This window comes from Paenibacillus sp. FSL E2-0151, from assembly GCF_037993015.1.
Classification (GTDB): domain Bacteria; phylum Bacillota; class Bacilli; order Paenibacillales; family Paenibacillaceae; genus Paenibacillus; species Paenibacillus amylolyticus.
The window spans coordinates 6,327,834-6,351,888 of the sequence record NZ_CP150308.1 but is presented as its reverse complement, the minus strand read 5'-3'; the positions used below and the strand labels follow the sequence as shown (position 1 = coordinate 6,351,888).

The following is a 24,055-nucleotide window of genomic DNA, read 5'->3' as shown; positions in this document are numbered from 1 at the left end:
TTTGTGCTTCCATCGATTTCACTGCTTGTCATGGACAAAGGAAAAATTATGGAATAAATCCCCAAATAACTAAATGAAATCCCTTCTCTAACCGAAATACATAAAGAGGTCTGTGCATCAGACAGGAGAAGAAATGCAGATAAGGGGGAAGATCAGTGGAATTCAAGAGAATTGCAAGAAAAGGCATGCTCGGAATCTTAATTGTTATGTTGACGGCTCAAGGTTGGCTTACGGGATGGAGTGGAGTCGAGCAGGAAGCATATGCGGCCAATGAATTAAGTGCAAATGGAATAACGAATACTGTTCCTGCGGTGAACGGCAAAAACGTCGATGGATCATTGCCGTTACGTATTGAATTTGCGAGACCGGTTTCAAAAGTAATCGGTCCGGAAAGTAAGATATCCATTAAACGTGTCAACGATGATTCAGAGGTTGTTTCTGTAGACGTATCCAGTGAACTGGTAACGATTGAAAGCTTAGGGCTAATCACGAATCCTTCTGTACCTGTGAACGATACCGAACCGTCTACAGGAGAAGATACAGCTTCACCACCACCTGAAGGGAAATTTGTAAGCATCCAACTCCCAGAAGGAAATATTCTTCCTGGTGGAACATATTACGTTCAAATTGATGCAAATGCATTTGCTTACATGGATGGTGAGAATCTTACTTTATTTCCAGGATTATTGAACAAAGCGTGGACGTTTAGTACTCAAAATATAGGCTTGCCGGCAGTTACAGGCAAGATACCCCAGAACGCAGCTGTTCAGGTGAAACCTTCGGATCATCTGACAGTGTCGTTTAGTCTACCGGTTGTTGCTGGAGCAGGCACACTTCAAATTTATCAAGGGAGCGGAACAGGAACTTTATTTGAAGCAATTCCAATCACGTCTAAAGGATCACCACGAATTACTGGTCTTGGCACTAAGACGATTACAATTGATCCTGTAAAAAATTTCAATAACAATAGTACATATTATATCGTGATACCTGAAGGTTTTTTACGAGATCAGCAGGGGAATGACATCCGTGGAATCAGCGGCATGGATTGGGGATTCAATGTGCAGTCGGACCCAACTTCCCTAACGGTGTCCACCTTGTCTCCTACCAATGGCACCACGAATGCGCCTTTGTCGGGCAACCTAACAGTGACGTTCAACAAGGAACTGGACCGTAGCTTCCCAGGTCAAGCTATTCTCAAGAAAGCAAATGGAGCAACCGTTGATTCGACGACAACCTTTAGTTCGAACAACAGACAACTGATTATTACGCCAACAAGCACATTAGAGAATAATATGAACTATGTTGTCGATATTCCTGCCAATACGTTTCGTGATCAAGCAGGTAATACATTCGCAGGTTTGAATGGATCTACATCATGGGCTTTCAAAACCTTAAGCAGAGATACAACAATACCTGTAATTAAGAGTGCCAAGATGCATAGTAACAACACGATTCGTCTAACGTACGACAAGTGGCTTAGCAGCATCAGCCCACTGAGCAGCAGTTATACCGTTACCGTGAATGGAGAGAATCGAAACGTCAGCTCCACTTATATCTCAGGTGACAGTGTATATGTTGTCTTGGATACGGGTGTAGCGGTAGGACAAGTTGTGCGAATCGCATATGCACCCGGTACTACAGGTAATCGTCTTACAGATCAGTCTTCCAATGCTGCGGCTGCTTTTGGCGCAAGAGATGTGGAGAACGGTTTAGATTCTGTTATGTCCAAGCCGCGAGAAGGTAACGTGTATTACAGTACAATTACGTTGTACTACCCTGAGACGGTATATATCACTTCAAGTGATGCAGCAAGACAATTCAGTGTAACTGCGGATCAGTCGGCTGTAGGCATTAGTAGCATATCGATCAATGGCAGCTCTGTGGTGACATTGAATCTTAGTCGATCCATTACGGATGGTGAAGTCGTTCAGGTTGCATACACGCCAGGTTCATGGCCTGTAAAAGATACACGTGGACAGGCTCTTGCTGGATTCAGCGGCTTCTATGTCCGCAATTCAATTGATACCAAATCACCTGAGTTCAAGAGTGCTGAGGTGAGTGGCAACAAGTTATGGGTGCGTTACAATGAACCACTGAACATGACGAATAAACCCCTCAACAGCCAATATTCTGTTCTGGTCGATGGTAAGCCAGTCTTCGTTAATGATTCCGAGATCGAAAATGATCTGGTCACGTTAACGCTGGCTTCAGCGGTGAAAGATACACAAAATATATCGTTATCATATGTACCTGGAGCATTGCGATTAACGGATCTAAACAATAACCCAGCAGGATATCTCAATCTGACTCCAGTAACGTACACATATGGAAATGGCAAAATCCTTTCGGCTACGCTTCAGGGAGACACGGTTCAAATTAATTTCCGTGATTCAATCCAGTCCCAGGCTGCACTAACAGCATCTCAGTTCAGTGTAGTGATTGGTAATTCAACCACAACTGTATTGTCTGCTTCAGCTTCTGGCACTGTGGTGACGTTGAAAGTGGATACTTCAGCAGTTACATCGACAGCTACTCAGACGGGAACGGTGAGTTATGTACCTGGGGCTTTGCCGTTACGGGATGCGTCGAATGTCACGATAACAGCATTTGGTCCACTTACGTTACAACAGACGAATAATAGTTCGAACAATAATCAGTCGGGAAACCGTCCTTCCTGGTTGTCGGAATTGGATGCATTGAACTATGGTCAGTCTTTACTTGTGATGAATAATACTACGGCTTCTGCTGTATCTGCGATGTCCCACTATAATCGCCCGACTCGTCAATTCAACGTGGATGCAACCAAGTTGATTCAGTCCTTTGAATACGCTGGAGCAAACGGGAAATTGACTCAGCCGGTGGTATTTGAGATTCCGGACAGTGAATCGGCTGCTTATGTTGGATTCCCATTAAATGCACTGACTCAGATTGCTGCAAGTTATCGCACAGGCACTATTGGTGTGAAATATGGCGATCTTCTCTGGACGGTGCCACTGTCTAATTTAGATATGGCGGCTATGAGTCGGAGTGTAGGAACGTCAAACACAAGTGCTACGACAGCAGCAGCAGTTCCATCCTTATACGTTCAGTTAGGGACGGTACCTGTGTCTTCATCGGGGACGATGGAAGGCTTGATTGCAGGTGCAGGAGCGCAGAAGCTTGGCAACTATACGGACGTATATTTGTATACCGGTAATGGAACAAGCGATCAACGTGTAAATCAGAATGTCAAAAGCCAACTGGCCATGCAATTGGCTGCCAATACCCCGAGTGTAACATCTGGATTTACGTATATCGATCCAGTTACGTTTAGGTTATCCAATGTACCTAGTTCCTTTAAAAATACGACAGGTGGTGTAGTTGTTCGAGGACAGCTGAATGGCAATCAGTCGGTAGTCCCTGTTAACAACATCGTTAGTTATCCGGATACGGCGTCACACTGGGCTAGTGAGGTCATTAAGGAGCTCTCTGCCAAATGGATAATTAACACACCGGGTGGTTCCTTCTACCGACCGAATGAGAACATTACACGTGCGGAATTTGCTGAATTGGTCGCTAGAGGTCTAGGACTGAATGGAGAACCTACTGCAGCAAGTCGTTTCCAGGATGTTCGTAGCGGTAGTGTGACAAGTGCCTATATCGGTGCTGCTGCTGAAGCGGGAATCATTACAGGAAATACCGATGGTACCTTTAAGCCGGATCGCCCTATTACGCGTGAGCAGATGGCACTTATGATGGTACGTGCTATGAACTACGGTGGGAAAACAGTCTCTCTTCAATCTTCCGCTGCTACCACTCTATCCAAGTTCAAGGACAGCAACAAAATCCAGTCCAAGGATTCTGTTGCCAAAGCGGTGCAGGAGGGAATCATTCAAGGCATGACAGCCAGAACATTTGAACCTCAGGGAAATGCAACTCGTGCACAGGCAGCAGTGATGTTGAAGCGGGTTTTGGACAAGTTAGGATATCTATAATTTAATAGGGACACTTCAAGGAAGCGCATTTCTTGAGGTGTTCTTTTTATATAATTAGATAAAGGACTAAGGAGAGTTGAAGTTTTATAGAAAGGGTGACTTTTTTGAACATTACTAAGATAATCAAAAAAGTTTTATATGAACGACTTCGAGAATTATCATTTGTTTATCAAGAATCTTCATCCAATCCTTGGGTTTTTGTTAGATCTAGAAATGGTTATTCTAAAGAAATTATAGAAATTGATAGAAGTGATTGGGAATCATGTGCCATTCGTTGCACTTTCCAAACGGATTCTAAGTCAATTAGTAGTACAAAGCTTGCTGAAGGAAAGGTTCATGAGTGGTATGTATATCGTAATAATGAAGAACTGCATCAAATTCTTAACTATTTTGGTGAACTCATAAAGAAATACGCTTTGCAATGGTTTGCAGAGCATGCAGTGGCTCTTTCGCCCGCACCACCCAATTACCTAGGCACTGAGTGGATTGACTTTATGCATGATTTCGTCGAGACAAATCATATTAAGTTAGAGGTTCCAAGTTCGATTGTTATATTAGATGAGTTGATAGTACAGGGGATAGATCAAAATGAGATATATTCGGTAGGCTTTTGTTTTGGGGAAATTATTATAAAACGTTTTGGTGCAGAATGGGAGTATACTAAAGAACAAGGTCCGATGATAAAAAATATAGCTGGTAATCCTAGATTTAGACGATCACCGCATGAATTGGTGAAAAATGTATTAGAGAGTCAAAACCAATTATCATTACAGAGGTACTATAATGATATTGAATTTGTGGTAGAAGACTTGTAAGTTAATAGGTAATATATGAATCATAAATGGACTTCTGTTGTGCTTACTCGTGCACAGACGAAGTCTATTTTTTGATTAGTTTAACTACATAGCAGAAAGTGTGGAATTGATTAACCAATATATACCTCAATCTTACCTGGGGGCGTAACTTTTTCCACAAAAAGCAGTCTATTAATAGAAGAGTATACTAGAGATCTCGCTATCGGCTGCCTACTTGGCAGTGTTCGTGATGTCTAAGATTGATATACAAGATGGGAGAGACGTTTCAGACATGCTGGGGAAACATGAGAAACAGCTGGAAGACGTTAAGGGCAGTAAGGTGAAGAAATGGGCGATTGTGACGCTGGCGGGTGTGATCTGGATTGCACCGGTGATGAGCGCAGGCGGGCAGATGTGGTCAGGCACTTCGTGGCAATCGGTGGCCGCTGCAGCATCTACAAATACAAGCAAGTTGAGTGAAGAAATTCTGACTTCGGGTGCGAAGCTCATGAAATACAGATATACAACAACACGTTCCGGTTCCAAGGTCAACGTACTGGCGGATGTAATCCAGGTGGATTTGCAGAACCCGTATGTGAAGCTGGATGTGATGACAGGCAAGGGCGGTAATCTGAACAGTAAACAGAGCACGGGTGCCATGGCTAAGGAAAATGGTGCAGTAGCTGCTGTGAATGGCGATTACTTCAATGTATCCGGCGAGCTCGCACCAATTGGTGGACAGGTCTCCGATGGCGTTCTGGTCTCCACACCTTCCGAACTGTCAGGCATGTATGCCCTCACGGTGACCAAGGATGGCAAACCGATGATCGATGAGTATTCTTTTGACGGAACTGTGAAGGCGCAGGATGGTTCAACTTTTGCTTTGCGTGGGATAAATAAAGAGGATTATACGGTAGAGTCGGGTGCGGTGAAGTATAGTCATGCCAACTCGATGTATATTTATACACCGGCATGGACCTCCACCAAACGTCCAAATGACCCTTCCACAACGCCGACAGAGGTACTCGTGCAGAACGGAGTAGTTACCCAAATCTCGGATAAAAAAGCGTTAAACATGACGGTGCCGAAGGATGGGTACATTTTGCGTGCGCATGGAACAGCGGCAACATGGATCATGAGCCATCTATCCGTTGGGCAAACCTTGGATGCGGATTACAAGTTAAAAGCCAAAACAACCGGACAATCGGTTGATCCGAGTAATCTGGAGATGATGATTGGCGGTCACACCATTTTGGTAAACGGTGGCAAGGCAGCTTCCTTTTCCCGTGATATCGCATCTTCCGGCATCGGTGGCATTCGTGCAAGAACGGCAGTAGGATACTCCCAGGATGGTCGGTATGTCTATATCATTGCAGCGGAGAAAAACAGTAACAGCAGTGGGATGTCGCTGACGGAACTGCAATCCTTTATGACCAGTGTGGGTGTCTGGAAAGGCATGAACCTGGATGGAGGCGGCTCCACAACCATGGTAACCCGTCCGTTAGGTGAGCAAACCGCCGGTCTGACGTTCAACACAGAGTATGGCACCGAGCAACGTCAGGTTGTAAACACGCTGGGTGTGTTCTCTACGGCTCCTGTAGGTAAACTGAAGGGCTTTGCCGTGAGTGGCAGCCAAACGTTGCTGGTGGGGCAAGAGGGCAAGTACACAGCCAAAGGATATGACACCTACTACAACCCGATCGCAACAGGCGATATCAGCATGTCCTGGAAGTCCAGCAATAACGGCATCGTGAGTGTCAGTAACGGCACGATCAAAGGCGTGAAGCCAGGTACAGCAACGCTGACGGCAACGAGCAATGGAGCTTCATCTTCTATTAAAGTATCGGTATTGGGTGGAAGTGAATTGGCTTCACTGACAGCAGGATCAGGTCTCGGTTCGCTTAAAGCAGGGACAACGATGTCCATTCCGGTAACGGCAACAACGAAGAGCGGACAAAGTGTTACGGTTCCGGCAGACTCGCTGACATGGGAATTTATCGGGTTCAAAGGTAAAGTCACTGCTGACCAATTAACCGTATCTTCTGTCAATTCCGGTGCACAAGTAGGATATGCGATTGGACGTTATGATGGTTACAGCACAGTCGTTGTACTCTCGGCTTCTGCAAGCGAAACGATCTGGGAGAACTTCGAGAACGTGAATTATCCGGTCAACTTCACAACGAACGCAGCGGGTGTAACTGGTTCGGCAACCGTTACAGCAGGAACTGGTGAAAAAGACGGCTCCAATGTGCTGCAACTTGGTTATGATATGACTGCTGGAACAGGAAAAATGTACGCTTATGCACAACTGAATGGCTCTATCGGTAGAGAGGTATCTGCTGCAGCTACATCGATGTCAATGGATGTTATGGGAGATAAAAGCCTGAACTGGTTACGTGCCGAATTCACGGATGCCAATGGCAAAACGGTATATGCCGATCTCGCCAAGGCGATTGACTGGGACGGGTGGAAGAAGCTGAGTGTGGACCTGAACGGACTGAACATCTCCTATCCGGCGAAGCTGAAGCGGGTCTATGTGGTGAACGTAGAGGAAGGTCAGGATGAGCGTGCGAAATCAGGTACGGTTGCTTTTGACAATATCGCATTCACGATGCCTTCCAAGTCCAGTGAAGTCGGATTGCCTACGGGGACTGCCTCACTTGTGCTTGGACAGAAATCGATGACGGTGAACGGAACGAAAAAAGCGATTGATGCAGCACCGGTCCTTAAAAATGGTACAACGTATGTGCCAATCAAACATGTTTTGGACGCTTTTGGTGGTCAGGCAAGCTGGGATAGCAAAAATCAGCGGATCACGGTATTACGTGGTGGCAAGCTGATTGATCTGATTGTAGGGCAGAAAGAATTCATTCTGAATGGTAAAAGACAGAGCGCAACTGTTGCACCATACGTAACGGGTGGTAGGACTTTAGTCCCGCTCAGACTCGTTTCCGAGCAACTTGGTCTCACTGTAAAATGGGAACAGAAAACGAAGACCGTTACCATCTCATCGTGATATGGTATGATATATACCGGAAACGATAGAAATGGAGTCGAACAAACGTGGATTTACAAGCCGATGCCATAGACCGCGTCATTAAAAACGCCATACAAGTCATGGAAAACAGCAAATATCAAATGTTCGAAATCATGGACTCGACTCGCGATGAGCTGAAAACACTCAACGAGGAGTTGAAGTCGGTGTTGAAGGAGACGGCGGAAACGATCGAGAAAGTAGATCAGTTGGAGCTGAACTACCGCCGTTCCCGGATCCGGCTGACTGAGGTTAGCCGCGACTTTGTCCGTTATTCCGAGCATGATATCAAGCAGGCGTATGAGAAAGCAACACAGCTGCAGCTGGATCTGATGATTTATCGTGAGAAGGAAATGTATCTGAAGGCCCGTCGGGATGACCTACAGAAGCGTGCCAAAAATGTGGAAGCTTCTGTGGAGCGTGCCGAGACCATCGGTTCGCAGATGGGTGTTGTACTCGAATATCTGTCAGGTGAACTAGGTCAAGTGACCCGGATCATTGAAAATGCCAAAAATCGACAAATGATTGGTTTGAAAATAATTTTGGCCCAGGAAGAAGAGCGGAAACGTATTGCTCGTGAAATTCATGACGGGCCTGCCCAGATGCTCGCCAATCTAGTGCTTAGGACGGAAATTGTAGAAAGAATGCTCATTAAGCAGGATTTTAAGATGGTCCAGGCCGAAATAGTAGATTTGAAAGGCCAGGTTCGTTCCAGTCTTGAAGAAATGAGAAAAGTTATTTTCAATCTGCGTCCTATGGCACTGGATGATCTGGGACTGATTCCAACGCTTCGGAAGTACGTGCAGGATTTTGAGGTAAAAACGAAAATCCGGTCGCTTTTTGAAACAAGAGGTAAGGAACATCGTTTATCTTCAGCCATGGAGGCTGCAATCTACCGCCTCGTGCAGGAAGGTCTGTCGAATGCTGCAAAGCATGCTTATCCCACTTATGTTGTAGTGGAAATTACATACCAGGCTCAGCTCGTCAAAATTGTCGTTCAGGACAATGGGCTTGGGTTCAAACCGGAGCTTCTTGCGAAGAAAAGCAAGGATCATACCCACTTCGGTCTGATTGGGATGAGAGAACGGGTTGAACTGTTAGAAGGAAGAATAGAGATTGAATCCGGAGAAAATCAAGGAACCAAAATAGTGATTCATATCCCGACAAACGTGGATAAGGGAAAGGAGTAGCAGGATGATGGAAAACCGTGATACTGGTAAAGCATCGATTAAAGTTCTTTTGGCTGATGATCATCAGCTGTTCCGTGAGGGACTGAAACGCATTTTAAATATGGAGGACGACATTGAGGTCATCGGCGAATGCGGCGATGGTATTCAAGTGCTCGAATTCTGCAATCAGGATAAACCTGATATCGTATTGATGGATATCAACATGCCAATCGAAAATGGGGTAGAAGCAACGGAGAAATTGCGTGAGCTGTTCCCTGATGTCAAAGTAATTATCTTGTCCATTCATGATGATGAAAGTTATGTGTTTGAGACGCTTCGTAAAGGGGCTAACGGATACTTGCTGAAGGATATGGAGGCCGAGTCTCTGATCAATGCGATTCGTTCCGTGCATGAAGGACATGCGTTCATACATCCGAAAGTAACAGGCAAACTGATCATGCAGCTGCGTCGTATGACGTATCTTAATGAAACAGGGGCAATGAGTGAAGGAGCTTCGAAGGAAGCAGGTGTTAAATTTGTCGCTGGCGACAATAACCCGCTCACACGTCGTGAGGCTGAAGTACTTCGCTTGATGGCAGAAGGTAAGAGCAATAAAATGATTGGTGAATTCCTGTTCATCAGTGAAAAAACAGTAAAAAACCATGTCAGCAGTATTCTGCAGAAGATGGAAGTGGACGACCGTACTCAAGCTGTTATCAATTCGATCAAATATGGTTGGGTTACGCTCTAATACCTTATGTTTTTCGTAAAGCAGTATTCTTATGGTAAGTCAGTCCATTGGTTGATTCAACCTAGACGAAGTATAGATTGGTGTTCACTCGCGCCCTTTCCAGAATGTTGGATTGGTCTGCGGGTTAATGGACTTTATCACTGCAAATGAGCAAAGTGTAAGGCTGTGCGGAACATATGTTCAAGCTTAGGCGTGAATGAATGACCTGGCCTGTCTTTCTTCGTCCGGTGTCGATCAGCGTGGAATATGAGTGATAGGAAATGCAAGTGTAACCCTTCAGGAAGTACAGCATATACTTGTTGTATACAGGGATGTTCGCCATGGGTGAGCATGACCTTCCGAGGAGGTGCAGTTGCCATGGTTGCTCATCTGACTATGATTCTGCTCATATACTTCCTGGCGGCAATGGCCGTTCATGCCATGCACCAGCGCCATCTTTCCCGTCCGGAATCTGAAGGTTTCGAGCAGATTCTGCTCATCCCTTCCAATCAGGCAGGGCGGATCGAAGGCATTGTAAGAGAACTTTGCCGGGAATTGTTATACCGTGGTAAGAGCTTCAGATTAACCGTTGTTGCTGATCGGACAGAAGCGGAAACGATTACGATTATTGAAAAGCTTATGCAAAGGCAAGGCATGGAGACATCTTATCTGCCTGCTGTCCCTGCTGATATTGAACGGGTAGCACAGACCGATCACACGTTTCGCCTGATTGATTTGCGTGAGTCAGAGCAATAAATCATCATGTGAACGGAAATGGGATTAGCATTTCGCAGATCTACAGTGAAAAGATTACAGCAGAAGCTGTAGTCTTTTTTTGTAATTGTAGCCAAGTCTGCTTTTAAATTAAAAATGGGTTTTTATGCAATCTATGGTTATTGTCTGGGTTTTGACGAGTTCATGAGTATTAAAATAAACTTTTCGAAGTCAGAACTCTTAATTTAAAAGTATAGACGATTCAGATTGGAAAAAGTTTCGCAATTTTAGAGAAAGATTCTGGTTATTAGCAGAATTTTATGATGGATCATGTTGTGTGACTAATGTTGTGATGTAGAGATTCAATTGGTATAGTGATAAGTAAGATTAATCATACGAAGATGGAATATGGACATGAAGCACATGCTCCGGCGAACAGCCGGATTGGCATGTGCTTTTTTTGCGTTCAGGAGAAAGTACGATGGGGGAGGAGAGTAAATGAAGGTTGCTTTGTATATGTGCCGTGTAGGGGAAGGGTGGAACATGATGTTATCACTCGATATTCGAGTGGATGTGGTTTGGTGGCTGGAGGGAGGAAGTGGTCGACATGTGCTGCGCTGGTTGCTGTTAGACAAGGCGTTACCGTTAAGTCAGGCATCCTGGTTGGTTGAACATTTTGAGATGGAGCGAGGTATGGATCAGTGGGGCCAGCGCGAATGGCAGAACTATCTTGCGCGGAAGCTGGATGTGTATGAATTGGCCTCGGGGGAAGTTGAGGCCAGAAAAGGCATAGCGGGCAAAGGGGGAAGTACCGCTGTGCGTGGCAATCAGGTAGGCGGGATGCCCGAGCCGTATCCCGCCGGGCAGTGGGCTCAGCTGGAGCGGGACGCGGCCCTGCTGGCTGAGCGGATCAGCGGCCGCCAACTACTGGCGGCCGAGGCGGAGGCGTTGCTGGCGGACACCGCCCAGCCGCCAAGGGAGTGGCGCGCGGCTGCGCAGCTCGCGCGCTTGCATGGGCGGCTGAGTATCACAGCCGCCCTCGAAGGGCCTGCCACGCGCCGTCGGCACGCGTGGCTTGGACGCGCGCGGAGCGAGCCCCGCTGCCACCGTTGTGGCAGCGAAGCCAGGCAGCGCGTGCCCTGCGCTGCTTGCGGCCTGGCGGCGTGCGCCTACTGCGAGGCTTGCCTCGCGCTCGGGCGCAGCCGTGCTTGTGCGCTGCTGCTACGCAGCGCAGCGCACGGGGCCGTGCCACGACGCGGCGAAGCACCGCGTGGCACGGCTTTGGCCCCCACCGGCGGCGGACTCGCCCGGTGGGGGCTTAGCGCAGCGCAGAGCGCGGCAGCAGCCGCGGCGCTTGCGTTTTTGGCCGGCCCACCCGCAGGGGATGGGCCGGGGCGGTTCTTGCTGTGGGCCGTGACCGGGGCCGGCAAGACGGAAATGATATTCCCACTGCTCCAACATACATTGGATCGTGGCGGACGAGCGCTGGTCGCTACACCGCGCAGGGATGTGGTACTGGAACTGGCCCCGCGCCTGGCGAAAGCTTTTCCGGACACCTCGCTCGCTACCCTTTACGGAGGCAGTGACGAACGCTGGAAAGACGCTCAGCTCACGCTTGCGACCACACACCAACTGATGCGTTTTTATCAGGGGTTTGATCTCGTCATTATCGACGAACTGGATGCTTACCCGTACCACAACGATCCCATGCTCGCTCACGCGGCGGCATCCTCATGTAAACCAGACGGGAATTTCGTTTATCTATCTGCTACACCGCCAGCTCGGCTGCAGAGGGAAGCAGCACAGGGGAAACTAACCCATGCCAAAGTTCCAGTACGTTTCCACCGCCATCCTTTGCCCGTGCCAAGATTGATCAAAATGGTTACCGTTGCTGAATGTATTAAGAAACGAAATCTTCCTTCTGCCTTGAGGACTAACATCCAAATTTCATTGAAGCGTGACGCTCAGGTATTTGTCTTTGTAACACGCATTGCCCAGATTGAGGCGTTTGTGAATCTAATGCGTCGTACTTTTCCCGGAATCCATATCGAAGGAACTTCATCTCAGGACCCTGATCGCGCTAGCAAAGTTATAGCCTTTCGTGAACGCAAAATTCGTCTGCTCGTAACCACCACAATTTTGGAGCGTGGCGTTACCATTCCACGTAGCGACGTCTTTATATTGGATGCAGACAATGGTCTCTTTGATGAAGCATCGCTGGTCCAGATGGCGGGTAGAGCAGGGCGTTCCATGGATGACCCAGCGGGTAGAGTGGTTTTTGCATCATCTCGTCGGACACGTTCACAGGTGAAGGCCGTTGCACAAATTCGGAAAATGAACACCATCGCTCGTCGCAAAGGCTACCTGCACCCACCATCCTAAACTTAATCGTTATCTGACAAGTTCGTATCCACATTGCACAATACATTCCCAAGACTGGAGGTTTGCTCATCCATGTTCAACTGGTTCAGCAACATAACCGATCACGCGCAACACCTGACCCAGCGTCTCCATCACCTGCTCGCCCCGCCGGGAGCGACTTGTTTAACATGTGGTACTCGAGCGATTCTGTCTTCAATCTATCCGGGCATATGCCCACGTTGTGTGAAGCAGATTCCATGGATTCGTTCTATCCGCTGCCTGCGTTGTGGTCGGGGTGTTGGGTGCCCGGACTGTGCTCGTCCACACATGCAAAACCGTTCTTTTATCGCCAACCGCAGCGCCGTACAGTACAACGCTCTCATGAAAGAATGGATAGGCATGTACAAATTCAGAGGTCATGAAAGATACGCGCCGCTCTTAACCGCGCTGTTGATTCAAGCCTTTCAAGCGATGAGTGATGAACAGAATTCTGCTTTGGCAAAAGAACCCCCAGCCCCCGTGGCTCATTCCGCCACACATGCTCAACAAACAAAGCCGCAATGGCGGCCTGACGCGGTCACCTATGTCCCGGTGAGCAGCGAGCGTCTGGCCGAGCGCGGCTTCAATCAGGCGGAGCGGCTGGCTGCTGGGCTCGCCACCGCCTGCCGCCTACCCATCGTGGATCTGTTGCAGCGCCAGATCAACACCACCAAACAAAGCTTCAAATCACGCGGTGAGCGTATCGAAACGATGAAGAATGCTTTCTCCATCAACCCGGATGGCATGCATTTAATTGAAGAGTTATACAGGGGATTTCATCTGCCAACACATATGGGCATATCGCATGCCAAACCCTTACAGTTACTGCTGATTGATGATATTTATACAACAGGTAGCACCTTGGACGCTTGTGGCCGGGTTATTCTAAATGCTGGATTCGCTATGAAGATTCCAGTCGAGATTTACACGCTGACATTGGCGAGATCGTGATCGGCAAATCAGTATACTGAGCTACTGTTTAATATTCTTCAAGTTTGCCTGTATACACAACCTACGCTTTACCTTCTAGTAGACAGGAAAATATGTTCTTTTATTAATTGTTGGTATATATATGCGTATCTCCTGTCCATTTTTACCGTTTGAAATATGGTTGTTTAAAGAAATTATAAATGAGAGTGTAATAAGAAATTTTTTACATGTAAAAAAGAGGAATTGATTTTCTCGCGCAGAATAGATAGTTTTGCCGTTCACCACTGGTGACAGCATAGGGAGTGGCACAACATATCTGTTGAAGGGGAGAACAAAAGTGGTCGCAGGAAAAAGAAAAAATGGATTTTACTTATGGACCGTCCGTCTACTAGTATTCATGCTGGTATTCGGACAGTTTGGCGTGTATGGGGGGAACCGGGCACATGCAGCGGTAGGAAGTGGAGTAATTTCATCAAGCAATGATTATCAATATGTAATGACCAACGACAACGGCCAACTACAAGTGAACCAAAAATCAGTTAAACTGAGTTGGGCGAGATCCTACAATATTTCATCAACAGGTTATTCGTTCACCAGAATGCAGTCTATCCTGGGTTTCACAAGTGATATTACTAATATAAGTTTTGGATCGTATACTTCAAAATATTCTGGACAGATCGACAATGCTTTTCTTATCGATCTGAGCAAAATTCGTGAGATTGCTACTGAGATGACGTACAGACAACCGTATAACCAAGTTGGCGAGTGGACGATCACACACTATAATGTGCTAGGTCAACTAACGCCAATTGATGTACACGATTATGATGTTAGACAATTGAGTCTGGTTGTGAACGCAGATACGGGAGAAGTTGTAGACTTTTACTCTGAACTTAATCCGTATTATACACGTAAAGCTGAACCCGCTTCTTTTACCAAACAGGAGGTAAATCCGTTACCGATTAATAACGTACCCTCTGTGCCTTCGAATATAACGGGTAACTCAAGTGAAAACACGACTCATATTCGCTGGGATCATGCACAGGAAGCTGTACAGTATGAAATTGAGCGTGATGGTATTTTAATGGGGCCTTATTATGGTACGAGCTTGGATGATGCCGTACTCATTCCTAACAAAAATTACTCTTACAAAATACGTGCTATGAATTCTATAGGGAAAAGTGATTGGAGTAGTGTCTTTAATATCAAAACACTGCTTAACGAACCTGTTATCTCCACGAGCTCTGAGCAAGGGAAAAATATAATAGAGTGGACTGCAATTAATCATGCCGATGGATATCAACTCCAGATTGATGGTGGAGCCCCAATTGATCTAGGTAAAGTAACTACTTATGAACACGTTGGTTTGGAGGCGAATTCCAGTCATACCTATGCATTAAAAGCAGTATCTTCAGATAATGAGAGCAACTGGAGTAGAACGGCTACACAACTTGTTGTACCTGACTCAGCAAGTGGTTTGAAAATTACAGAAAATACATTTAATAAAATCTCTTTAAGTTGGACTGCAATTAAAGGTTCTAGTGGATATGACCTGGAGGTTGATGGAGTCGTCGTTCCGGTCTCTGGAACAACATACAGCAAGACAGCTCTTACGCCCAATACCGAGCACACATTTCGATTGAGATCTAAAAATGCAGGCGGTGTAGGTAAGTGGACTGACATGCTACCTGTTTCGACACTTCTAAGTACGCCTGTTATTAAAGCGATTTCTTCCCAAGAAGATATGATTTTGGCATGGCCTGTAATTGAGGGGGCTACCTCTTATGAGGTTGAAGCTGATGGAGTTAACGTAGGAATTGTTGTAGATCCGGCTTATACACACACTGACCTATCACCAGGGACACTTCATAAATATCTTGTACGAGCTTTGAATGATACGAATACAAGTGCATGGACTACAATGTTGTCCCAAAGTACACTCCCTGGTCCTGTTTCGAATCTCACTATAAACTCGGTCACTAATGCAGCTATTGGTCTGAAATGGACAGCAGTGACAGGAGCGACAGGATATGATTTGGAGATTGACGGTGCACTTGTACCTGTCACTGGCGTAGCCTACACAAAGAGTAGCCTTGCAGCGAATACAGAACACACCTTCCGTATTCGTTCGAAAAATGCTGCAGGTGTGGGTGAATGGAGTAATCCGCTCAGTACAACGACACTGTTGAATACACCTGTATTAAAGGCGGCATCAGAAGAAACGAATATCAACCTGACTTGGGCTGATGTAGCAGATGCGACTACATACGAGATTGAGGCGGACGGAGCAGTAGTGGCAACGGTAGAAGAGCCTAACTATAACCATATAGCGCTGCTGCCAGGAACTGCCCATAAGTATCGTATTCGTGCGTTGACGGATACGAATACTAGTGCATGGACAGCAATCCTGACGCAAAGTACGATACCTGCTTCAGTTACAGGATTAACAGTAAGCTCGGTTACGAATGTAGCCATTGCATTGAAATGGACAGCGGTAACTGGAGCAACAGGATACGATCTGGAGATCGATGGAACGGTTGTCCCAGTGACGGGGGTAGCCTATACGAAGAGTGGTCTTGTGGCCAATACAGATCATACCTTCCGAATCCGTTCCAAGAACGCCGCAGGTGTAGGGGCATGGAGTGAGTTGATCAGTGGAACAACACTTCTAAATACACCGGTATTAAAAGCAACATCAGAAGAAACTGCAATCAATTTGACATGGGCAGCCATTACTGATGCAACGAAGTATGAGATTGAAGCCGATGGAGCAGTAGTAGCAACAGTAAGGGAACCTAGCTTTATCCATACAACACTGCTTCCAGGAACAGCCCATAAATATCGCATTCGTGCGTTAGCTGAGACCAATACAAGTGCATGGACAGCAATTATGACGCAAAGCACGATTCCTGCTTCAGTGACAGGATTGACCATTAGTTCAATAACGAACGTGGCTATTGCATTGAAGTGGACAGCAGTTACAGGTGCAACGGGATATGATCTGGAGATCGACGGTACCGTTGTCCCAGTAACGGGAGTAGCGTATACGAAGAGCGGTCTTGCAACAAACACAGATCATATCTTCCGTATTCGCTCGAAAAATGCCGCCGGTGTAGGTACATGGAGTGATCTGATCAGTGGAACAACGCAGTTGAACACACCCGTTTTGAAAGTAGCATCGGAAGAGACTGCAATCAACCTCACATGGGCTGAGGTAGCAGACGCAACCACTTATGAAATTGAAGCAGATGGTGCAGTGATTGCCACAGTTAGTGATCCGGCATACTCACATAATGGATTGTTACCAGGAACTGCACACAAGTATCGTATACGTGCTCTAACGAATACCAATACGAGTGTATGGACTGCTATGCTGACTCAAAGTACGATACCAGCTTCAGTTGCAGGACTTAATATTAGTTCTGTTACGAATGTGGGTATCACTCTAAAGTGGACAGCAGTAACCGGAGCCACGGGATATGACCTAGAAATTGATGGTGCAGTTGTCCCGGTGACGGGAGTGGCATATACGAAGAGTGGTCTTGCTGCGAATACTGAGCACACCTTCCGTATTCGTTCAAAGAACGCCGCAGGAGTGGGAGCCTGGAGCGATCTGATCAGTGGTATGACGCTTTTAAACACACCTGTATTAAAGGCAACCTCGGACGAAACTACGATCAATCTATCATGGGCGGATGTAGCGGATATGACCGCGTATGAAGTTGAGGCTGATGGTACCATCGTTGGAATAGTTAGTGATCCAGTATACACACACGATGGTTTATTGCCTGGAACGGCTCACAAGTATAGAATTCGCGCGTTAAAGGGTGAAAACACAAGTGCATGGACAGCAGTGCTGACGCAAAGCACCTTACCTGCTACAGTTAATGGTTTCATGTTAAATACAGCTACACCTGTTGCTATTTCATTGAAATGGAGCCCAGTTACAGGCGCCACTGCTTACGATTTGGAAATTGACGGTGTTGTAATTTCTGTGAGTGGATCTGCTTATACGAAAAGTGGTCTTCTAGCCAATACAGATCATACCTTCCGCATTCGTGCCAAAAATGCTGCTGGCATTGGTAGCTGGAGTGAGATCGTAACCGCCTCGACCCAATTAAATGTACCAACGACGCTGAAAGCTGTACCTGAAGAAACCGCAGTTACGCTGACATGGAATGAAGTTGTTGGTGCAACAAAATATGAGATTGAAGCAGATGGCATAGTGATTGCTACAGTAAGTGATCTCTTGTATGTGCATAATGGAGTACTTGGTGGAACAATTCATAAATATCGTATTCGTGCCCTGACCGACACTAATGTGAGTGCATGGACAGCAATATTGTCCCAAACTACGTTACCTGCAAGTGTCTCAGGCTTGAGTATTAACTCTGCAACCACAGCGGCTATTGCGCTGAGATGGAGTGCTGTAACTGGAGCTACCGGGTATGATCTGGAGATTGATGGTACGGTGGTTGCCGTGAGTGGAGTTGCTTATACGAAGAGCGGACTTGCACCAAATACGGAGCATACCTTCCGGATTCGTGCCAAAAATGCTTCTGGTGCGGGAGCTTGGAGTGAGATCATAACAGGAGTGACTCAATTAACTACACCTGTGCTGAAGGGAACTTCGGACAGAACAAACGTTATTCTGACTTGGGATGCGGTTGGGGGAGCTTCATCATCCTACGAAATTGAAGCAGATGGGCAAATTGTGGCGACTGTTAGTGATGCAACGTTTATTCATTCTGACCTGTTACCGTCCAGTTTGCATAAATATCGTATTCGGGCATTCAACGATCAGAACACAAGCGTATGGTCTCCTGTATTAAGTATTAGAACATTGAAATAGGGATATAAAATTTGGGAGCAGGGTTGCGTGTATGTGCATCCTGCTCCCTTCTTTTGTTTTGCAAATAGACTATGGCTTCATCAGAGAAAATAAGGTAATCTATAGTTATTATCTATTCGGAAATGGAAGTTTGAGAGGGGCGTTTTAGCGATGAATCTGGGTAATTGTCCTCGCTGTGGTAAATTATATGCGTTGAATTTTCGAGATGTATGCTCGAATTGTATTAAAGAAATGGAACAGGAATATCAGATCTGTGTAGATTATTTGCGCGAAAACAAAGGCACCAATATTCAGGAACTATCTGATGCAACAGATGTTTCGATCAAAACCATTACCAAGTTCATCCGTGAGGGACGGATTTCCATCGAAAATGCCCCGAATATGATGTATCCTTGTGAAGTGTGCGGAACATTGATTCGTGAAGGTCATATGTGTGACTCTTGTCGTCATCGCTTGACGAAAGACTTAGCTAGTGCAGCTCGTGATGTAGGTCAGAAGGATAACGGCAATATAGGCGGACGAACCTACAATGCTGTCGACAAACTACGCGATTCATAGGAACGAGGTCTTAAATACAGATCTTGCTATAACAAATGTTTTGAAACGTACCGATAAACTTATTAAAGATTATCGGTTTTTTTTATTATCCTAATCATTTCGATAACATAAAGATAAAGTAAGAAAAACGCATATCAATGTAAAATTCTAACGTGGAAGGAAGTGTAGTTCATATGAAAATCAATGAACCGAGTAGAATTGGCGCCATCAATTCATATCAAAGGAACGTTGAATCCAATCAGCAGGCTGATGCCAAGAAGAGCCGCCGTAAGGACGAGGTATCCATTTCTCCGGAGGCGATGAAGATGCTTGAGGAACAAGGGCGTACACAAGATGCAGGACGCATACAGCGGATACAGGAACTGAAAGAACAGGTCAGTTCGGGAACGTATCAGGTAGACAGCAGCAAGCTTGCTGACAAATTGCTACCGTATTTTAAGTCTTTTGATAAGGAATAGGTGATCACGTAATGGCAGCACTGGATAGATTAATTGCAGTTTTGCAGCAAATGGAACAAAGTCACCGCGATATGCTGGCACTCAGCGAGGTCAAGAGACAGGTCATTGTCAAAAACGATGTGGATGAACTCATTGCCGTTCTGAACAAAGAATCCCGTTTCATGAAACAACAGGAGCCATTGGAGATTGAACGGCAGAGCGCAGTTCACGAATTGCTTCAGGAGCGTGGTATCAAGTCCATGCTGAACCTGAACATTACGGAGATCTCGAAGCTGATTTTTGATCCGGCTGACAAACTGCGATTGCTTGAAGTCCAGAAGAAGCTGGCGGGAACACTGCATGAATTAAAGGAAATCAATCAACTGAATCAAAAGCTGATCGAACAATCGCTGATGTTTATTGATCTTTCAATGGACATCTTTGCTTCTCGGCCAGAACAGGATGCCACATATCAGCATCCTGCTGATAAGAACGGCAATCCAGGGCGAATCGGTCTGTTTGACACGCGTGCCTGATTAATTAGGGGGAAACTAGGTGACATCTACATTTCATTCAATCGAAACGGCTAAACGCAGTTTGTTCACACAGACGACAGCTCTTAGCACAACAGGCCATAACGTAGCCAATGCCAACACAGAAGGGTACTCACGCCAAAAGGTAAACATGCAGGCATCCATTCCAATGGAGCCGTTCGCATTTCTGCATAGCACAACACCAGGACAGCTCGGTACAGGGGTAGAGTTCGACTCCATTACTCGTGTGCGTGAGAAATTTCTGGACGACCAATATCGTAATGAAAACACCAACTTCGGGAGTTGGTCCATTCAACGAGATACGCTTGAGAAACTTGAAGCTATTGTAAACGAGCCATCGGACACCGGATTTCGGACGGTTATGGATAATTTCTATAAATCATGGTCAGATCTAAGTAAGAATCCTGAGGACGTTACGGCACGCCGGATTGTCAAGGAAACCACACTCGCTCTTACGGATGCGATGAACCAGATTAGCCGCCAACTGGATGCGCTTAGCCAGGATTTGGATAGCAACATCGCGGTCAAAGGTAATGAGATCCAAGGTTACCTGGGTAACATTGCGAACCTTAATAGTGCCATTGTGAAAGTAGAGTCTCTTGGCGACAATGCCAACGATTTGCGTGACCAACGTGATCTGATGACCGATAAACTGTCCAAAATCATGAATATTACGGTCACTGATTCCCAACAAGGCTACCAGATTCAGATGAACGGACAGGCACTCGTTACAGGCGGGGCAGTACAAGTGGCGGTAGATCCTGCTTTTCTGAATGATGCATATACTGCGGGCACACTCACCAATGGTGAAGTTCATGGCATGATTAAGTCCAGAGATACATTGGTAAGTGATTACCGGAAACAAATGGATGACTTAGCTAATACGCTTGCCAACGGTGATATTGAGATTACTCTTCCTGCGGGTTCTGTCTTGCCGGATAATACTATCCTGGATGGTGTTACATACACGGGTGCAGCACGGACACTAGCTACAGATCTCAAGGTTACGGTCAAAGGTCTGAACGGACTACATCAGCTTGGATACAGCATGGATGGAACTAATTCTGGAGGAGTCCCATTCTTTACAGCAGCGGGTGGTGGAACAGCCATTACAGCTGGCAATATTTCATTGAACGCAGAGATCCTGGCTGATCCTAATAAGATTGCGACTTCGCTCCGTACATCCGATGCTTCTGGAACAGAGACTGTAATCAAAGGTAATAATACGCTTGCTATTTTGCTTGCGAATCTGAAAGATACACCGATGAAATCAGCGGACGGTTTACGTAATGCAACGATCGGTGCACAATTCAGTGCCATTGTGGGACAACTGGGGGTACAATCTCAGGAAGCTGCACGTCAGACATCCAACTCGGAGTTCCTGGTTGAGCAGGTGGACACCCGTCGTCAATCCGTAAGTGGCGTATCTTTGGATGAAGAGATGTCCAATATGATCAAGTTCCAGCATGCATATAATGCATCTGCTCGATTTATGACCACATATGATGAATTACTTGATAAGTTGATTAACTCCACTGGGACAGTAGGCAGATAATAGAAAGGAGTGACAGACCATGAGAATAACGAATAACATGCTCAGTTCACAACTGCTTTTGAACTTAAACCGGAATGCACAGCAGATGAACAACACCCAGACCCAACTGGCAACAGGTCGCAAGATCAACAAACCTTCGGACGATCCGGTAGGGATCACTTACTCCCTTCGTTATCGTGCAGAACTTTCATCGAACGATCAATATCAGAAAAACGTAGATAGTGCTATATCATGGCTTGAGTTTAATGATACGGTTATGAATCAGGCGGGTAACGCCATACAGCGCCTGCGCGAGTTAACGGTACAAGCTTCGACAGGAACGAATCCGCAGTCAGCGCTGGACAGTATCAATGAAGAGGTCAAACAGTTGAAAGAGCAGCTGGTTGATATCTCGAACAGTAAACTTAACGGAAAATATATTTTTAATGGCGAGACGTATGATGTTAAACCGTATGATTTCCCGTCTAATCCAGACGGTACTTTAGATACAACGAATGCTACTTCTGTTGTGACGGATAAAGGGAAGATTAACTTCATCGTAGGTGAAAGTGTTCAATTGCCTATTAACGTGAGTGGTAATGAAGTGTTTGGCACAGAGACGGAAGAAGATAACTTGTTCAACATCGTGAACAACATCATGAAAGCTCTCACAGAGGGAAATCAAAAAGAGTTATCCAATCAGTTGGATCATATTGATAGCCGTACGGACAAGATGCTTGCGATCCGTTCTGAGATTGGTGCCAAAACGAACCGGGTTGATCTGATGATGGGACGTTTGGATGATCTCGGCATTAACCTGACAGATCTACAATCCAAAGTCGAGGATGCGGATTATGCGGAACTGGCGATGCAATCCAAGATTCAGGAAAACATCTATAACGCTTCCTTGTCTGCGGGTGCCAAAATTATCTCGCCATCTTTGGTGGACTTCTTAAGATAAAAAGGAGGAGTTAACTTTTGAGTACTCTTCCCGTTCTTCAGATTAGGACAACGCCTACTCTATTAAGTATTGATGCTGATCCAGGACAGTTCTCCATTCGTCAACCCAAAGCTGAGGTTCAGTTGAATACCAGACCTGCCAAGCTAACGGTGGAGAGTCATCCGATGAGACTGAGTGTAGATCAGAGCAAAGCATTCTCTGCTTACACGGGCGGCAACATGATTGATATGAATGCACGGATTTATTCAGGCATTCAACAGATATTTCTGCAAAATATGGCTGAACGAGTTCAGCAGGGGAATGAATTGGCTGCAATTCATAAGCCAGGAAATACTATTGCGAATATTATTGGCTCAGACTGGCAGGCGAGGCCGTTTCCGGAAACGCGGACACCCGCTTCTTCTGGGAATGTTGAGACTCGTGTCTATGCACAGGCGCCGGATATTAACTTTACTCCAGCCGTCTCGGAAATGAATGTTATTGTGAATAGACCGGAGATTGAGTATAATCGGGGCAAGCTTGATATCTATGTGAAGCAGTATGCATCGATTCAGTACACGCCACCTGCCATAGATATCGGATTCTAGTTATTATAAAGTTGAGCTATAGACGGTCTTGATCTTAGACATCTATGGCTCTTTTTGCATAAAACTTTCGCCAGGGAGGCGTTTATTATTCATATTCAGACAAGCATGTGGGGATCATTAGAGGTTAAAACAGAAGATGTATATCAATTTCCTAAAGGTTTACCTGGATTTGAAGAGGAAACCGAGTTTGCATTGGTTCCTTGGGAAGATACACCTTTTAGTTATTTGCAATCTACAAGAGAGCCAGGACTGGCATTCCTCTTGGTAAGTCCGTTTACTTTCGTACCGGATTATAGTTTTGAATTGGGAGAGGTAGATAAAGAAGAACTGGAGATTGAAGAGCAAGTGTCCGTATATTCTATGGTCACCATTCATTCACAGGCAAATAAATCAACAATGAACCTGCTTGCACCCGTAGTTCTTAATCCCGAGCAACATTTAGGTAAGCAAGTCGTGCTCCATCAGTCTTCTTACGATACACGCCATCTGATCTGGGCAGAAGACGATGCTAAATCAGTGAAAGGTGGAGTGTAAATGCTGGTATTATCACGTAAAAAAGGCGAGTCTATTATCATTCAGGATCAGATTGAGGTGACTGTACTCGCTGTAGAGGGAGATACAGTACGTATTGGAATCTCCGCACCCAAGCATATTGATATATTCAGGCAGGAAATATATGCATCCATCCAAGAGGCTAATCGGGAGTCTGCAACCCCGCTTGCAGCCAATATTGAAGCCTTTATGGAGCGTCTACGAAATACAGATATAAAAAAAGATTAAAAATATTCCAATTTGCTATAAACAGTTGCTCACCTTCCGTCGAT

17 protein-coding genes are annotated in these 24,055 nt (G+C 45.8%); all 17 read left to right on the top strand.

Features of this window, described 5'->3' with window-relative positions:
- Window positions 1-155 precede the first annotated feature (155 nt).
- The 17 genes from MHI55_RS28250 (at window position 156) to csrA (ending at window position 24,011) form a co-directional block, all read left to right on the top strand.
- A complete protein-coding gene (locus tag MHI55_RS28250; protein ID WP_340387801.1) occupies window positions 156-3,977 on the top strand; it encodes a SwmB domain-containing protein in 3,822 nt (1,273 codons plus the stop codon).
- A 104-nt stretch (window positions 3,978-4,081) separates the two neighbouring features.
- Entirely contained in the window at window positions 4,082-4,792 is a 711-nt protein-coding gene (locus MHI55_RS28245; RefSeq protein ID WP_340387798.1) for a hypothetical protein, read from the top strand.
- A gap of 271 nt (window positions 4,793-5,063) precedes the next feature.
- Complete coding sequence (locus MHI55_RS28240) at window positions 5,064-7,787, top strand: stalk domain-containing protein (protein WP_340390656.1); 2,724 nt, start codon at window positions 5,064-5,066, stop codon at window positions 7,785-7,787.
- Window positions 7,788-7,834: 47 nt separating this feature from the next.
- Window positions 7,835-8,995, top strand: coding sequence for a sensor histidine kinase (locus MHI55_RS28235; RefSeq protein WP_036612500.1), 1,161 nt, complete (start codon window positions 7,835-7,837; stop codon window positions 8,993-8,995).
- A gap of 7 nt (window positions 8,996-9,002) precedes the next feature.
- Entirely contained in the window at window positions 9,003-9,725 is a 723-nt protein-coding gene (locus MHI55_RS28230) for a response regulator transcription factor (protein WP_026081439.1), read from the top strand.
- A 330-nt stretch (window positions 9,726-10,055) separates the two neighbouring features.
- Window positions 10,056-10,460: a hypothetical protein gene (locus MHI55_RS28225; protein WP_143781457.1), complete on the top strand. Its 405-nt coding sequence runs from the start codon at window positions 10,056-10,058 to the stop codon at window positions 10,458-10,460.
- Between the two features lie 1,203 nt (window positions 10,461-11,663).
- Window positions 11,664-12,800, top strand: coding sequence for a helicase-related protein (locus MHI55_RS28220; RefSeq protein ID WP_340387796.1), 1,137 nt, complete (start codon window positions 11,664-11,666; stop codon window positions 12,798-12,800).
- A 306-nt stretch (window positions 12,801-13,106) separates the two neighbouring features.
- Window positions 13,107-13,769, top strand: coding sequence for a ComF family protein (locus MHI55_RS28215; RefSeq protein ID WP_339191106.1), 663 nt, complete (start codon window positions 13,107-13,109; stop codon window positions 13,767-13,769).
- 376 nt (window positions 13,770-14,145) lie between these two features.
- Window positions 14,146-18,600, top strand: a complete 4,455-nt coding sequence (locus MHI55_RS28210; RefSeq protein ID WP_340387794.1) for a fibronectin type III domain-containing protein — start codon at window positions 14,146-14,148, stop codon at window positions 18,598-18,600.
- Between the two features lie 150 nt (window positions 18,601-18,750).
- Entirely contained in the window at window positions 18,751-19,158 is a 408-nt protein-coding gene (locus tag MHI55_RS28205) for a TIGR03826 family flagellar region protein (protein WP_076209820.1), read from the top strand.
- Window positions 19,159-19,331: 173 nt separating this feature from the next.
- Window positions 19,332-19,616, top strand: coding sequence for a flagellar biosynthesis anti-sigma factor FlgM (gene flgM / locus MHI55_RS28200; RefSeq protein WP_053779526.1), 285 nt, complete (start codon window positions 19,332-19,334; stop codon window positions 19,614-19,616).
- Window positions 19,617-19,627: 11 nt separating this feature from the next.
- The gene (locus tag MHI55_RS28195) at window positions 19,628-20,131 is read left to right on the top strand and encodes a flagellar protein FlgN (RefSeq protein WP_076328745.1); all 504 of its coding nucleotides are present in this window, start codon (window positions 19,628-19,630) and stop codon (window positions 20,129-20,131) included.
- A 19-nt stretch (window positions 20,132-20,150) separates the two neighbouring features.
- Window positions 20,151-21,704 (top strand): flagellar hook-associated protein FlgK, encoded by a 1,554-nt coding sequence (gene flgK / locus MHI55_RS28190; protein WP_340387792.1) that lies wholly within the window; start codon window positions 20,151-20,153, stop codon window positions 21,702-21,704.
- Between the two features lie 19 nt (window positions 21,705-21,723).
- Complete coding sequence (gene flgL / locus MHI55_RS28185; protein ID WP_340387790.1) at window positions 21,724-22,644, top strand: flagellar hook-associated protein FlgL; 921 nt, start codon at window positions 21,724-21,726, stop codon at window positions 22,642-22,644.
- Window positions 22,645-22,661: 17 nt separating this feature from the next.
- Window positions 22,662-23,231, top strand: a complete 570-nt coding sequence (locus MHI55_RS28180; protein WP_076328748.1) for a DUF6470 family protein — start codon at window positions 22,662-22,664, stop codon at window positions 23,229-23,231.
- Between the two features lie 54 nt (window positions 23,232-23,285).
- A complete protein-coding gene (gene fliW / locus MHI55_RS28175; protein ID WP_340387788.1) occupies window positions 23,286-23,765 on the top strand; it encodes a flagellar assembly protein FliW in 480 nt (159 codons plus the stop codon).
- A complete protein-coding gene (gene csrA / locus MHI55_RS28170) occupies window positions 23,766-24,011 on the top strand; it encodes a carbon storage regulator CsrA (RefSeq protein ID WP_036612471.1) in 246 nt (81 codons plus the stop codon). It abuts the gene before it with no gap.
- The last annotated feature ends 44 nt before the right edge of the window (window positions 24,012-24,055 follow it).

Coding starts and splice junctions, on each gene's coding strand:
- MHI55_RS28240 (WP_340390656.1), top strand. CDS start 5,064: ATGCTGGGGAAACATGAGAAACAGCTGGAAGACGTTAAGGGCAGTAAG.
- MHI55_RS28230 (WP_026081439.1), top strand. CDS start 9,003: ATGGAAAACCGTGATACTGGTAAAGCATCGATTAAAGTTCTTTTGGCT.
- MHI55_RS28225 (WP_143781457.1), top strand. CDS start 10,056: ATGACCTTCCGAGGAGGTGCAGTTGCCATGGTTGCTCATCTGACTATG.
- MHI55_RS28215 (WP_339191106.1), top strand. CDS start 13,107: ATGCAAAACCGTTCTTTTATCGCCAACCGCAGCGCCGTACAGTACAAC.
- MHI55_RS28210 (WP_340387794.1), top strand. CDS start 14,146: ATGCTGGTATTCGGACAGTTTGGCGTGTATGGGGGGAACCGGGCACAT.
- MHI55_RS28205 (WP_076209820.1), top strand. CDS start 18,751: ATGAATCTGGGTAATTGTCCTCGCTGTGGTAAATTATATGCGTTGAAT.
- flgM (WP_053779526.1), top strand. CDS start 19,332: ATGAAAATCAATGAACCGAGTAGAATTGGCGCCATCAATTCATATCAA.
- MHI55_RS28195 (WP_076328745.1), top strand. CDS start 19,628: ATGGCAGCACTGGATAGATTAATTGCAGTTTTGCAGCAAATGGAACAA.
- flgL (WP_340387790.1), top strand. CDS start 21,724: ATGAGAATAACGAATAACATGCTCAGTTCACAACTGCTTTTGAACTTA.
- csrA (WP_036612471.1), top strand. CDS start 23,766: ATGCTGGTATTATCACGTAAAAAAGGCGAGTCTATTATCATTCAGGAT.